Origin of the sequence: Cobetia sp. 29-18-1 (assembly GCF_029846405.1) — a bacterium.
Taxonomy (GTDB): Bacteria; Pseudomonadota; Gammaproteobacteria; order Pseudomonadales; family Halomonadaceae; genus Cobetia; species Cobetia amphilecti.
On record NZ_JARWKS010000027.1, the window covers coordinates 22,528 to 36,094 of the forward strand.

The window sequence follows — 13,567 nt, forward strand, 5'->3', positions numbered from 1 at the left end:
TGTACCCGCAATCCATAAATGTACTATTGGTACTTGACCAATGCTGAACCATTGGTACATATTTATTCCACATCGACACGGCACACCGCCATCGTCACCGAGTGGATTGGAGCAACCCATGACCGACACCGCCCGCAAGCATCGCTCAGCCATCATCCTCGCCGTCATCGTCGGCGGCTTGGTCACGCTCGCCAGCCTCACTCAGCAGAACGATGGCACCCACCAGCTGTCCGCCAGCGAAGCCGAATACTGCGAAATGACTGCCATGTGGCAAGAAGATGCCAAGGCCGGTTTCGTTGAAGCCCAGCGCCGCGGCTGGCCGGACTTCCATGGCAATGCCGCCAGCCTCTGCTCCCCTCAGATTACGCATGGTCAGCAGCTTGCCAGTCGCTGATCGGACCTCGCCCCACGGCCAGCAGGTGGTGCCAGTGGGATTGCGAGCATAACCACCCGCAGGTAAGGCGCCGGTGCCAACCCTTCACTAGCGGCCTTACCCCCGACACCTGGGCGAGTGGTGTGACAGCTGGAGAGACAGCGCTTATCAGAGGGCATCGGCACTGCCGGTATCGCCTGATGAGTCCCGAACCGCCGGGCAATGCGGCTGCTCTTTAACAATCAGGCATGCCCAGCCCGCCCGTAGCGTTAGAGACGTGAGAGGCCGCTGGGAGTACGCCGCCCAGGGCTGTAGAAATACTGGGAATGGTATGGGGCTTTGCCAATGGCAGAGCCCACCCGAGAGTGCATCACAGTGCATTCCCGAGTGGCCACCCACCATCAGTAAGAAGCGAGGGCGAATGTCCTACGCCGGAGTTTCATCGTGCGCTGCCTGTGCTTCCCCGCCATGTCCCTGGCGGGGCTTCTTGGGCATTGGTGTTGCACCGCAAAAGAATCCAAGTACCTGCTCAAGGCGAGTCAGGCCAAGGTCATTTTCATACCACCCCAGATAAATGATGGCATTGCGGGTCGCAATGTTTTCGAGAGATGTCAGCGGTGTGGAATCTTGGGCAGATAGCGCATTAAGCCTTGCCCTTACACTGTCGTCATCAAGAGCATTGAACTCGGAGAGAAGTTGCTCATAGCGCTTCATCTGAGCCTCAGCATGCCCGGCCTTCTCACCGAATCACCATACAAGCTGGGATGCCGACAAAGTCGCAACCAGAATACCGATCAAAACGCTATTGCCGAGTGATCCAGCAATAGCAGAGCCAAGCAGAATGAGGCCGAAGGTAATCAGATTGTCGAGCCGTCGATTAAAACGCTCTGTCATCTTTTCAACATGAAGTGAATACACGACACCGTATTCCAGCTTCTGATTTTGATCGGTCATGGTGGCCTCTATCGGTTGTCAGCTTTGGCCGGGCCGCTTCTTTGGCGGCTCAACCTTATGGTTGGAAGTGTGATCTCGAAGCTCCTTCCTGGAGGGCTGAGAGGGGTTGGGCTTATTACCTGAATCCTTGCCTGCTGCATCCATTGCAATAACTCCTAGCTGTTGTGGTGTAACGCCAGATTAGCACAGATTTATAGAGTCTCCTGCTGTTGTGGTGATAGTAGGCGCGTCACCTGCGTAGTGGTGAGCAAGCCGGGGCTGACCGGCACCTCATTCGCAGACCCTGACCTTGCCCACCCCAACCGGTAGGCCTTTTTGTGCTCACACGCCAGTCTCTTCTGGGGGCTGACCTGTGCGCTCAACCACTCAAGGAGGCCAGCATGGCCCGCGGCATCAACAAGGCGATACTGATCGGCCATCTCGGCCAAGACCCAGAGGTGCGCTTCACCCCCAGCGGCTCAGCCGTGGCCAACCTCAGCATCGCCACGACTGACAAATGGCGAGACAGGCAGACCGGCAACGTCCAGGAACGCACCGAATGGCATCGGGTGGTACTGTTCAACAAGACCGCCGAGATCGCTCAGCAGTACCTCAAGAAAGGCGCTCAGGTGTACATCGAAGGACGCTTGCAGACTCGCAAGTGGACGGACCAGCAAGGCATCGAACGCTACAGCACCGAGATCGTCGCCAATGACATGCAGATGCTCGGCGGTTCCGGTGGCGGTCAGCCATCCCAAGCACAGCGTCCGCCAGCTCAGCAGGGCTACCAGCAGCCACCCCATCAGCAAGGCGGCTACCAGCAACCGGCGCCTGCCAGCACGCACCACGGTGTAGGCCAGCCACCTGCAGGCCAACAACAGCCGAACAACTTCGGGGCTCCGCCAGCTGGCAGCTTCGATGACTTTGATGACGAGATCCCGTTCTAAGGAATGACCATGATTCACCCGCTACTCATCGCCGCCACCTGCCTGGCGGTTTTCTTTTGCTTGCTCGCCGGTGGCTGGCTCGACACACTGCTCGCCAAGGATGACTGACATGACCCGCGATCAACTGATGGAATGCCTGCTGCACCTCCCCCACCCATGGCCACGACCCGAGACGGAATGCAGCCTCCCGACCGATAACGGCCACGGCGATCTCGAGGGTTGGATCAAGGGCCCAACCAGCAACGAATGGCACTACGCATGGATCGGCGCCCATGAGCGCCGCATCGTCATCACCAGGGAACAATGGGAAGAGGCGCTGCTGACACAAGACCAGCACCTAAAGCTGCTGGCACTTATTGCATTCGGATAAATAGATTCGGATGAAGCAGCATTTAGTCCAAAAACTCAGCATTTAAATTAACAACATAGCCCAGCCTAAATTCAAAGTCGAATTAAAAATTGGAGCATTATAGAAAATATAGACTCTAGAATACAGACTATAGAGAAATAGAGGCGACGATAGGCAGGAGGGGAAGGGTATATCGAATTGAAAACTTGAAAGCTAAATCATCATCAGCATTCAAGTTTAATAAGGCAATCATTTACTATAAGGCAAAACCCGAGAATATCTATTTGCCATACTGGATATAGAAAGATATCGCAACTAAAACCTTTCAATAAACTTTAATATTTTTCTGGTAACAAACTCACTTTCATGAAACCCCGTTAATACGAGCCTGAATGCATCTTCTGGGAAATCTTCGTGAGGAGAGAATTCACCCAGACTTACTTTCTGAGAAATACCTTCTACGGACTTGATCACAGCCTCACGATAATAAACATAACTTGGGCGCTTTACAAAAGCGTGAGAACAATTTTCCGGAGTTAAAATGCAAGTCGAATCATACAAACCCGATTCAGGAATCGATGAGATATTAACAAGCAGCACAGAAAGATGCCCTGTAATAGGATTAACTACAGGGTCATTCATAACAATATGTAGATGCTTCACAGGTCCAGAAAGAATCAACAGAGTCCCACGTCTCATGAGGATATAGTCCATTATCTAATCTCTGAAAATATTTCTTCCACTCTTCTTCTCTGAAATATTTTAGTGGCTTCAACTTCAGACTGACTTGAACTACGCCCCAAGGCCTTAAAAACATCCTGAGGACTTATTGGGAAGGCAGATCCATTGGGGTCTTTCCATTCCGCACAAGTCTCATGAACCAAATCGACTAATTGCCAACGGTCCATGGAGCCAAACTCTTCCCACACTCGATCAAGGCTCGCAATATCAGCCCGGCTGAGTTCGTCCAAATCATCAATTGAAATTTCTTTGGCAAGTTCAGCTTCGTAGGCCACTCGAGACGGAATGACCCATTTTTCCCACTCTCCCGAGCGGCTTCCACCCTGCACAAGCTCAAGCACATTCGAAAGCACTGGGCCGTGACGCATCGAAACCCAATGATCATCAGTGATCGGATCACCATATCGGTCCATGGCATCACGATCAGCCAAGTACATAAGCTTGATTAGCTTCATGTACGACATTTTCCCACCACGCTTTCGAAGCAGATAAGCAGCGACATGCGCAGATTTTTCTTCATTGAACATTTTACTTCTCCTGGCCATTGGCCACCCCAACAAATTTTGGAGGCGGAGCATTCTAAATGCAAGCAATATCCAGCGCAACACCCCCCAATGATACAGAAGGGAGCGAAGCCAAATCCAACGAGAGTAGATTTTAGAATAAAAGCCCACACTTCTTTGATCATGAAGTCGTAAAATTCAAAAAATCCAAAAAATATAGGGGATAATACTACATTATGACATCAGAGTGTCCCCAGTGTGCTGGCAGCGGCACATTCCAGGGCGTCTTCCATCGTTCACCCTGTGCTCACTGCCACGGCACCGGGTACGCCGCAGAGGATGGTGAAGCACTGCCACTGGAAGACCTGATAGTGATGATCAGCCAACGACGAGATCACTGGCGCCGCAAGTACACATTGATGATGCAGGTGCCCGGTGTGCAAGACGCGATGGCCAATCATGCCACCGCGCAAGAAGAGCAGGCCTTGGGCTACAGCTCTGGCCGTTATCAAGGTGACTAGACAGGAGATAACCATGACAGATACAGCCACTCACCAGCCGCTGCGCTTCCTCCGCACCCGTGAAGTCTGCGAGAAGATAGGTCGCAGCCGCTCATCACTCGAGAAGCTGCTGGTAAAAGACCCCGACTTCCCGCGCCCCATCAAGGATGGCATTGGTCGAGCATCGACCAACTATTGGTACGAACATGAGATAGAAGCATGGATGAGTCAATGGGCTATGCAGCTACGTCCCGCTGACGACGCTTGAACTTGTCCCGCTTAGCCTTGGTCATGCCGACTTCCAATGCTTCAAGGTAGTCGGCATACCACTGCATCATCTTCCGCCTCTGCTCAAGGTACGACGCCTGGTTGTACACGCCCTCCAACCCGATCGGCTTGTGCGCAAGCTGCATCTCCGTCCACTGTAACGGCCACCCATGCTCACTCAGCAGCGTCTTGGCCGTGTGACGGGCTCCATGCCCCGTCATCCTCTCCTTATACCCTGCATTCGAGAAGCAGCGATTGATCGCAGCATCCGACAGGACAGGTAGCTTTGCCCCCTCTCCAGTGAATACATACCTCGATCGTCCAGAAAGAGGACGCATCTCTTCAAGCGCTTGCAGTGCTTGACGGCACAATGGCACGACATGATCGCGGCGCATCTTCATTTTCTCCGCGGGGATATGCCACGACTTGCCTTTGATCTCGCCCCATTCCATCCATCGCACCATGCCTGGCCGCGATGCCGTCCACACAACCATCCAAGCAGCCAAGCGAGTAGACCGGCGGCTGGTCGTCATACGCAGTGCACGCAAAAAGTCTGGTAGATCTTCTTCCAGAAGATGAGGGCGAGGTTTGGAAGCTGGTGCCGGCGCTGCTACATCCAGCAGATTGGAAGCTGGATTATTCTCGCAGTAGCCGTGAGCAATGGCGAAGTCAAAGATCCGGCGCAGAAAAGCCCGGGACTTCTCGGCGATATTGAAAGCCTTGCGGGCCTCAATACCTTTCTGAACGCGCACGCAGTCAGCTCGGGACACATCAGCAACTGCCATATCTCCCAATGCAGGCAAGGCATCATTATCGAGCCAATGCCTCATCTTGGTCAGCGTCTTGGCTGATCTCCCCTGCATCTGCTTGTGTTCGTACCACTGCTCCGCGACAACCCCAAAGGTCCGGACACCGCCGCCCCCTCTAAGGTGCTCTCGGGGGTCAATGCCGTCGGCTACCAATTCGGCAATCTGGCTAGCTTGGGCTCGCGCTTTCTTGGCCTTGGTGTCCGGGTAACCCCCTACTCCCATGAACGACCACTTTTGCGTGATCGGGTGTTTGTAGCGAACCTCCCAGCGCTTGCGGCCAGATGGCGACACGACGAAGTAGAGACGGTCCAGGCCATAGGCCTCGCGATACTCACGCGCTTCTGGCTCGAGGGTAGACAACACGGTGTCTGCAAGCGGTCGCCGCTTGATAGCATCACGCTTCATGTATGGTGCCCATGTATGGTGGACCTTCACCATACACCACACCATACACGGGCCTCTAGAGTGAATATATGTATATATATACAGTATTACGGACGTAAGAAAGGTAAAACAATGAGTTACGAGAATATAAGAGGAGGGTAAAGCAGGGAAAAAGAGGGGCTTGGCGCCCCCTGCAGGAGTCGAACCTGCGACCTGCCCCTTAGGAGGGGGCCGCTCTATCCAGCTGAGCTAAGGGGGCGTAGCGAGCGGAAGTATAAGCCATTGAAGTGGCGAGATAAACCCGACAATTGCTGCGCCGTCAGCATCACGCTCCTGTCATCAGCCACATGCTTGAGGCATTGGATCAATATCCTGAGAGCATGCTCCACGCCTGATTTCGGTGTCATGCTCCCTGGCTGGCTGATACAGCCTCATGAACATGCCTACCCTATCCTTTCGACAATCGGGCCTCCGCGTCGCCAATCACCTCTGCCATCGGGCGTGGGCGCCCCAGCAGGTAGCCCTGAACTCGCGAGCAACCCATGCGCCGCAAGACTTCGAGTTGCTCCGTCTCTTCCACGCCTTCCGCCACGACATCGAGTGACAGGGCGCTCGCCATCATCAGCATGGCACGCACGATCTCATTGCCCGTGGTATGCGTGTCTGGCGATTCCTCAAGAGACAGGTCATTGATGAAGCTGCGATCTATCTTCAGCTCCTTGAGCGGCATACGACGCAAACGCGACAGATTCGAGTAGCCGATGCCGAAATCATCAATCGAGAAGCTCAGGCCCAAGGCTGCCAGCTGGTCAATCTTCTCGAGCATTGCCGCTTCATCATCCGTCGCCAGGCTCTCGGTGATTTCCATACGCAAGAGCTCAGGCGCGAAGTCATGTCGCGCCAACAGCCTGGTGACCTGCGGCACGAACTCGCTGCTACGAAACTGTACCTGACTGACATTGACCGCCATCGGTAGCGCATAGCCTCGGGCGGTCATGGCGGCAAGCTCGCGACAGACCTGTTCCAGCACCCAATGCCCCAGCTCGAGAATCAGTCCGGACTCCTCCGCGATGGGGATGAAGGTCGCTGGCGAGACCATCCCCAGCTGCGGGTCATGCCAACGCAGCAATGCCTCGGCGCCACACAATTGCGGCTCACCACTTTCGGGCAGGGAAAATTGCGGCTGGAGGTGGACACTCAGCTGCTGGCGAGACACGGCCTCACGCAGCGCGTGTTCCATCCGGGCGGCATCGATGATGCGCTGGCGCATCTCGGGCGCGAAGAAGCACAGCCTTGCACGCCCGGCCCCCTTGCTCTCATAGAGCGCGATATCCGCTTGATGCAGGAGGTGACTCCAGGCATCGCCCTCCTCTCTGTCGATCTCGTCATGCCCGGCCTTGCCAGCTGGCAACACTTGCTGAGAGCAGGCGCCATAGCCTTCCTCGTGACGCGGATAGAGCGTGATGCCCAACGAGCCGGTCAACTGATGCGTTCGCCCTTCAAGCTCCAGCGGCTCCTGCAGTCGCTCCAGCATCTGCTCCGCTACCTGGCGCGCTCGGCTAGCCGCTTCGCACGGCCCACCGGCTCTCGGTGCCAGCAGCACGATGAACTCGTCTCCCCCATGGCGCGCGAGGAAGTCCTGCGGGCCCAGCATCTCTGCCAGACGCGAGGCGACCTGCTTGAGCGCCAGGTCACCGGCATCGTGCCCGAGGATATCGTTGAGACGCTTGAAGTGATCGAGATCCAGGAACATCAGCGCGCCCATCTCGCCGGGCTGGGCCTGCTCCGCCAGCTCACAGAGATGACGACGCACGAGACGCCGGTTGGGCAAGCCGGTCAACGAGTCGTGCAAGGCCTGATGCGTCAGCTGCTGGTCACGTCGATAGCGTTCGATCGCCAGCCTGGCTACCTTGACCGCGACTTCGAGCAAGCCATGGTGAGTCGCATCGAAGACCTCGCCTGTCTCGGCATAGAAGGCAAAGCTGCCCAAGGGGTTATCGTCGCCATCGAGAATCGGCATCGAGAGGCAGGCATCCAGCCCCAACGCATGCGGATGCTCACGGAAGCCCTCCCAGGCAGGTTCCTGCGCGATGGAAGGCGTCATGACCGGCTTGCGCCGCCACATCGCCGTCCCACAGGTGCCCACGCCTTCCCCTATCTTCAAGCCACGGGTGAACAGCATGAAGCTTGCCGGCAGGCTGGGCCCCTCGCCTGCCACGATGGTGCGGCCCACATCATCCAGCAGCAGCAACGAGGAGCGCACCTGAACCGCGGCGCCTTCGATGGTCAGGCACAGGTCGCGCAATGTCTTGTCCAGAGACTGGCCTGCCGCCACGGCTTCCAGCAGCTCAAGCTGGGAGTGGCTCAACATCAAGGCCCGGTGCATCTGGGTAATGTCCGTCTGCAGCCCCAGATACCCTTCCACCCGCCCCTTGGAATCCTTGAGCGGAATGCAACGCAGCCGCAATCTCAGTGGTTGGCCATTGCTGTCGTAATGCACCAGCTCCTCATCGCTGGGTTCGCCGCGGCGGCGCTGCTCACGCAATCGGGTGATGACCAGCAGATCGGATGCCGGCCCCATCAGGAATTCACTGGGCACCTTGCCGACCACCTGCTGCTCTCGATAGCCGAGAAGCTGCTCAAAGGCGGGGTTGACCCAGCGAATGCGCCCTTCGAGGTCGTAGCAACAGACGCCGTTGCTGGTGTGATCCAGCAGCTGATTCAGCAAGCCTTCGGCTTCCTGGCCATTGGCGGGCCGGGAAGTGCTCGGCATGGTGCCAAACGATGTGGTGTCACTCACTGGCGTATCCTCAGCAGACTCCTCTGCGATCCTGGCTGGATGACATGCCGAGCCTTGTGCAGGACTTGGCGAATTACCAGCACCAGCGTGCCGGATCCTCGGCACCAGTATGCGGCCTATTTAACAGTGATATTAACCCACTGCGATGCGTTGAATATGAGTCCAGCGTCATTCGATCGGCACTGGCGTCGATCATCATTCGACTCTCGAGCGCCGCACAGGCCTTTGAATCGAGCGCGTTCACTCCCACAACACTGACAACGCTCACATTTCAGATGCCCTGACAGCATGATCCACACGGCAGCGTCGGGCGTAGTACACACATCACGCCATTCGCCACGGAGAGCCACTCCTTGAACGCTCTGCTGCCCTTTGTGTCAGTCACACTCTGCATGCTGCTATCGGGATGCGGGCCGCACTACCTTGCGGCCAATGACATCCACCAGGCCCCTTACCTTGATGAATCCTCCGCCTCACCCCATCTCGTGACCCGCGACGCCACGTCGCTGGCATGGGAGTCCTGGCAACCTGCGCAGGCAACCCCTCAACGCGCCATGCTGCTTGGCCTGCACAGCTACGGCGACTTCCGGCTGGCATATGCCGATCTGGGTCCGTGGCTGGCCGGACAAGGCATCGTGACCTACACCTATGACCAACGCGGTTTCGGGGAGTCCAGCCAGCAAGGGCGATGGCCGGAGTCCTCGTTGCTGGTCGAGGACCTGATAGACGCCATCACGGTACTGCGCCAGCGCCACCCGAACCTCCCCTTGATCGTGGCGGGCGAAAGCATGGGCGGCTCGGTGATACTCAATGCCCTCGCCCAGCACCCGGCGCTGTCGATCGATGGCAGCCTGCTCGCCGCCCCGGGCGTCCGCGGCGGTATCCGCTGGCGCTATCTGTACAACGCAGGGCTCTGGACGGCGGCGCACCTGATCCCCGCAACCAGCGTGGAGGTACCACGCAGGTACCCCGAAGGAGAACTCAAGCCCGCGGCCGCCAGGCGATTGGCCGAGGATTCCCGCGTCGTGCATTCCGTGCGCCTTGATGCCTATTACGGTCTGATCCGCTTCACGGATCATGCCAGCGATGACATCGCAGCACTTTCTGCTGACACACGACTGCCGCCCACTCTGCTGTTGCACGGTGATCGCGATGAGACCGTGCCCCGGGTGGCCATCGAGCAACTGGTCAGCGACTGGCCGAGCGCCTCACGCGATACGCTCGAGATTCATTACCTGCCCGAGGCACCCCACCTGCTGCTGCAATGGCACGACAGTGACCAGATACGTGGGCGGATAGCACACTGGTTGGCCGAGATCCTGCCAGCGCGTGCTTCGCAAGATTGAGAGCGAGAGTGGGAGTAAAAACGAGGCGATGGACGTGAAACCCAACGTCATGCCGATAGCGCGTGCCCCACAAACAGCAACGCCCCGAACAGGGTTCGAGGCGTTGCTATCTATCTATCTAACTATCTAACTATCTAACTAACTATCGTTCCTGCGAGGGGCATGCTGACCACTAACCAGCGATCACTGACGCGCGGTCTTCAGGGCATCAGCCAGTTCGCGGGTCAGGGCGTGGACGGCTTGAGTACCCTGCTCCGGCGTCTCGGCATTGGCCTGCAGGTCGATCAAGGCAGAACCGACCACCACACCGTCGGAGAAACGCCCGATCCGTGCCGCCTGTTCAGCGGTACGGATACCGAAGCCGACCGCGACCGGAATATCGGTATGCTCACGAATGCGACCGACCTCGGCCTCGACCTTCTCGGCAGTCGGTGCCGCGCCGCCGGTCACGCCATTGCTGGAGACGTAGTAGAGGAAGCCCGAGGTGTTGGCCAGCACACCCGGCAGGCGCTCGCTGTCAGTGGTCGGCGTAGCGAGGCGAATGAAGCTGATGCCCGCTTCGCTGGCCGGGACGCACAGCTCGTCATCGTGCTCCGGCGGCAGATCGACGACGATCAGGCCGTCGACGCCGGCCTCGCTCGCCTGCTCGAGAAAACGGCTCACGCCACGACGATAGATCGGGTTGTAGTAGCCCATCAGCACGATGGGGGTGTCCTGATCGCGCTTGCGGAACTCGCTGACCATCGCCAGGGTGCGGTCCATGGTCTGGCCGGCCTTCAGGGCACGCTGGGTAGCATGCTGAATGGCCAGACCATCGGCCATCGGGTCCGTGAACGGCATGCCCAGCTCGATGACATCGGCGCCTGCGTCCGCCATGCCGAGGAAGGTCGCGAGGCTGGCATCGTAGCCGGGGTCGCCCGCAGTGATGTAGGTCACCAGCGCGGCACGATTCTCGGCGCGCACGGCAGCGAAGCGACGGTCAAGACGGCTGGTGGCAGTAGTGTCGATAGCGGAAGTGCTCATCAATAGACTCCGAATTTGCTGGCCTGCAGGCATCGATGACACCTGCAGGTGAAGAAGGCATGGGGCGCTCAGATTCAATCAGCGACTGACGAACCTGACGCCGGGCAACACGTGACAGACCCGGGCTTACTCGCCGTCAGGGTTCAGGCCCAGCTCGTCGGCCAGGTGATGAGTCACGGTGGCCATGTCCTTGTCACCACGGCCGCTAAGGTTGACCACCATCAGGTGGTCCTTCGGCAGGCCCGGCGCACGCTTGATGACTTCCGCCAGCGCGTGGGAGGACTCCAGCGCCGGGATGATGCCTTCCAGACGGCACAGCATCTTGAAGGCGTCCAGCGCTTCCTGATCGGTCGCGGCGACATATTCGGCACGCTTGATGTCATGCAACCATGCGTGTTCCGGACCGATACCCGGATAGTCGAGACCGGCGGAGATGGAGTGCGCATCGCCGATCTGTCCTTCTTCATCCTGCAGTAGGAAGGTGCGGTTGCCATGCAGAACGCCCGGCAGGCCGCCCTTGAGGCTGGCGGCATGACGCGGAGTTTCCAGGCCTTCACCAGCAGCTTCGACACCGATGATCTCGACGCTTTCCTCATCGAGGAACGGGTGGAACAGTCCCATGGCATTGGAACCGCCGCCGATGCAGGCGACCAGCGAATCCGGCAGACGCCCTTCCTTCTCCTGCAGCTGCACGCGGGTTTCCTGACCGATGATGGACTGGAAGTCACGCACCAGCTGCGGGTACGGGTGCGGCCCGGCCACGGTACCGATGATGTAGAAGGTGTCATCGACATTGGTGACCCAGTCACGCAGCGCCTCGTTCATGGCGTCCTTCAACGTGCCATCACCGGCGGTGACAGGCACGACCTTGGCGCCCAGCAGCTGCATGCGCTGCACATTGGGCTGCTGACGATGGATATCGGTGGAGCCCATGTAGATCACGCAGTCCAGCCCGAAACGCGCCGCCACGGTGGCAGTCGCCACACCGTGCATGCCGGCACCGGTCTCGGCGATGATGCGCTGCTTGCCCATGCGGCGAGCGAGCAGTACCTGGCCCAGCGCATTGTTGATCTTGTGAGCCCCGGTATGCATCAGGTCTTCACGCTTGAGATAGATCTTGGCGCCGCCCAGCTGCTCGGTCAGGCGCTCGGCGAAATACAGCGGGCTCTGGCGGCCGACATAGTCCGCGGACAGGCCAGCCAGCTCCTCGGCGAATGCCGGGTCCTGCTTGGCGGCTTCATACTCGCGCTGCAGGTGCAGAATCAACGGCATCAGCGTCTCGGCAACGAAGCGGCCGCCGAAATCACCGAAGAAACCCTTGGCATCAGGCCCTTGGCGCAGGCTGGGGGTAGCAGTCGTCTGGCTCATGCTGAACTCCTCGAATCGTGTCAGTGGCTGGTCTCACATACTGCGCAAGGCATCTGCGGGGCCAGCGATATGGTGATCATCCTAGCGCTGCAGGCACTGGAAGAAAAACGATAAATTCGCCAAGATGTGTGAGAAAATCTCACATATGGTCGAGACGGTCATTGCCGCGCAGCCACCCTTTCCATGCCAATGACACGCCCAGCACTCGCCCAGCACTTGCTCAGGAGATACACCATGGAGCGCACCGAGCTACTGCCTCCCCTCAATGCACTGCGCACCTTCGATGTGGCAGCTCGCCATGAGAGCGCCTCGCGCGCCGCAGAGGAGCTGCATGTGACCCACGGCGCCGTCAGCCGTCAGATCCGCCAGCTGGAAGACGCACTCGGCACACGCCTGTTCGATCGCGCCGGACGTGGCCTGACACTGACACAGGCCGGTCGTGAGCTGGCGACCGCGACCCGTCATCACCTTGGCGGTCTGGCACGCGTGTGCGGAGCACTGGCACGCAGTGATGCGCGGGCGCCCTTCGTGCTGAGCTGCCCGGGGTCGTTTCTGGCACGCTGGTTCATTCCGCGACTGGGGGCACTCAAGGACGCCCTGCCGGAACTCGAGCTGCACCTGACCGCCAGTGATGACAACGAAGGGCTGCGCAATGGCGTGGACGGGGTCCTGCGCTTCCAGACGCCGCCCTTTGATGACGCCGAACATCAGGAGACGCGCGTGCTGGGCACCGAGCGCATCGGGCCCGTCCTGCGGCCCGACAGCGAGTGGCTGAGCGAGGCATCCAGCCCCCCTTCCCCCGAGGTTCTGCTGGGCCTGCCCCTGCTGCATACCCGATCGCGCCCGCAAGCCTGGCCAGATTGGTGCTCACGCCAGGGACTATCCAGTGAGGGGCTTGATTACGCGCAAGGTTTCGAGCACCTCAACTACCTGCTCGAGGCGACACTGGTCGGGCTGGGCGTCGGCATCGCGCCGGACTATCTGGTGGAGGAAGACCTGCGCAGCAAGCGTCTCGTGGCCCCCTGGGGCTTCGTCGAGACCGAGGCATGCCTGACGCTGACCTTGCCGCAGGTCGGCCGCGCTCGTGCTCGCCATCCGCATGCCGAGGCGCTGGGCGAATGGCTCGCCCGGGAACTGGCGACGGCACCGCCCCACTAGCCACACTTTGTGACAGTGTCTAGTCCTGAAATAGGTTGACACTTTGGGAACTCAAAACGCTCGATG

14 protein-coding genes and 1 tRNA gene are annotated in these 13,567 nt (G+C 58.6%); 6 read left to right on the forward strand and 9 right to left on the reverse strand.

Features of this window, described 5'->3' with window-relative positions:
• Positions 1-118 precede the first annotated feature (118 nt).
• Positions 119-394 carry a hypothetical protein gene (locus QD208_RS16355; protein ID WP_279837459.1) on the forward strand — a complete coding sequence of 92 codons (276 nt, stop codon included), beginning with the start codon at positions 119-121 and terminating at the stop codon, positions 392-394.
• A 405-nt stretch (positions 395-799) separates the two neighbouring features.
• Here the strand turns inward: QD208_RS16355 and QD208_RS16360 are convergent, their stop codons facing one another.
• Together QD208_RS16360 and QD208_RS16365 are read right to left on the reverse strand one after the other, a co-directional pair.
• Positions 800-1,087 (reverse strand): hypothetical protein, encoded by a 288-nt coding sequence (locus tag QD208_RS16360; RefSeq protein WP_279837460.1) that lies wholly within the window; start codon positions 1,085-1,087, stop codon positions 800-802.
• Between the two features lie 33 nt (positions 1,088-1,120).
• Positions 1,121-1,327, reverse strand: coding sequence for a hypothetical protein (locus QD208_RS16365; RefSeq protein WP_279837461.1), 207 nt, complete (start codon positions 1,325-1,327; stop codon positions 1,121-1,123).
• Positions 1,328-1,707: 380 nt separating this feature from the next.
• Here QD208_RS16365 and ssb point away from each other — a divergent pair, with 380 nt between their 5' ends.
• Entirely contained in the window at positions 1,708-2,253 is a 546-nt protein-coding gene (ssb, locus tag QD208_RS16370; protein ID WP_279837462.1) for a single-stranded DNA-binding protein, read from the forward strand.
• Positions 2,254-2,362: 109 nt separating this feature from the next.
• The gene (locus tag QD208_RS16375) at positions 2,363-2,623 is read left to right on the forward strand and encodes a hypothetical protein (protein WP_279837463.1); all 261 of its coding nucleotides are present in this window, start codon (positions 2,363-2,365) and stop codon (positions 2,621-2,623) included.
• A gap of 294 nt (positions 2,624-2,917) precedes the next feature.
• Here QD208_RS16375 and QD208_RS16380 read toward each other — a convergent pair whose 3' ends face one another.
• The gene (locus QD208_RS16380; protein WP_279837465.1) at positions 2,918-3,316 is read right to left on the reverse strand and encodes a hypothetical protein; all 399 of its coding nucleotides are present in this window, start codon (positions 3,314-3,316) and stop codon (positions 2,918-2,920) included.
• Positions 3,316-3,870, reverse strand: a complete 555-nt coding sequence (locus QD208_RS16385; protein ID WP_279837466.1) for a Panacea domain-containing protein — start codon at positions 3,868-3,870, stop codon at positions 3,316-3,318. The genes QD208_RS16380 and QD208_RS16385 overlap by 1 nt, the downstream gene beginning before the upstream one ends.
• Positions 3,871-4,380: 510 nt before the next feature.
• Here QD208_RS16385 and QD208_RS16390 point away from each other — a divergent pair.
• The gene (locus tag QD208_RS16390) at positions 4,381-4,614 is read left to right on the forward strand and encodes an AlpA family phage regulatory protein (protein ID WP_248379218.1); all 234 of its coding nucleotides are present in this window, start codon (positions 4,381-4,383) and stop codon (positions 4,612-4,614) included.
• On the opposite strand, the gene QD208_RS16395 is transcribed toward QD208_RS16390, so the two are convergent.
• The 3 genes from QD208_RS16395 to QD208_RS16405 all read right to left on the reverse strand — a co-directional run bounded on the left by QD208_RS16395 (position 4,583) and on the right by QD208_RS16405 (position 8,606).
• The gene (locus QD208_RS16395; RefSeq protein WP_279837467.1) at positions 4,583-5,827 is read right to left on the reverse strand and encodes a tyrosine-type recombinase/integrase; all 1,245 of its coding nucleotides are present in this window, start codon (positions 5,825-5,827) and stop codon (positions 4,583-4,585) included. The genes QD208_RS16390 and QD208_RS16395 overlap by 32 nt on opposite strands.
• A gap of 161 nt (positions 5,828-5,988) precedes the next feature.
• Positions 5,989-6,065: transfer RNA gene (locus tag QD208_RS16400), tRNA-Arg, on the reverse strand.
• A gap of 189 nt (positions 6,066-6,254) precedes the next feature.
• Entirely contained in the window at positions 6,255-8,606 is a 2,352-nt protein-coding gene (locus tag QD208_RS16405; protein WP_279837468.1) for an EAL domain-containing protein, read from the reverse strand.
• Between the two features lie 392 nt (positions 8,607-8,998).
• On the opposite strand from QD208_RS16405, the gene QD208_RS16410 reads away from it, so the two are divergent.
• Positions 8,999-9,952 carry an alpha/beta fold hydrolase gene (locus QD208_RS16410; RefSeq protein WP_279837469.1) on the forward strand — a complete coding sequence of 318 codons (954 nt, stop codon included), beginning with the start codon at positions 8,999-9,001 and terminating at the stop codon, positions 9,950-9,952.
• 183 nt (positions 9,953-10,135) lie between these two features.
• On the opposite strand, the gene trpA is transcribed toward QD208_RS16410, so the two are convergent.
• Both trpA and trpB read right to left on the reverse strand, forming a co-directional pair.
• The gene (trpA, locus tag QD208_RS16415) at positions 10,136-10,975 is read right to left on the reverse strand and encodes a tryptophan synthase subunit alpha (RefSeq protein WP_279837470.1); all 840 of its coding nucleotides are present in this window, start codon (positions 10,973-10,975) and stop codon (positions 10,136-10,138) included.
• Positions 10,976-11,101: 126 nt separating this feature from the next.
• Positions 11,102-12,343, reverse strand: coding sequence for a tryptophan synthase subunit beta (gene trpB / locus QD208_RS16420; protein ID WP_054554923.1), 1,242 nt, complete (start codon positions 12,341-12,343; stop codon positions 11,102-11,104).
• Positions 12,344-12,577: 234 nt separating this feature from the next.
• Between trpB and QD208_RS16425 the strand changes: the two genes are divergently transcribed.
• Positions 12,578-13,501: a LysR family transcriptional regulator gene (locus tag QD208_RS16425; protein WP_054554924.1), complete on the forward strand. Its 924-nt coding sequence runs from the start codon at positions 12,578-12,580 to the stop codon at positions 13,499-13,501.
• Positions 13,502-13,567 lie beyond the last annotated feature (66 nt).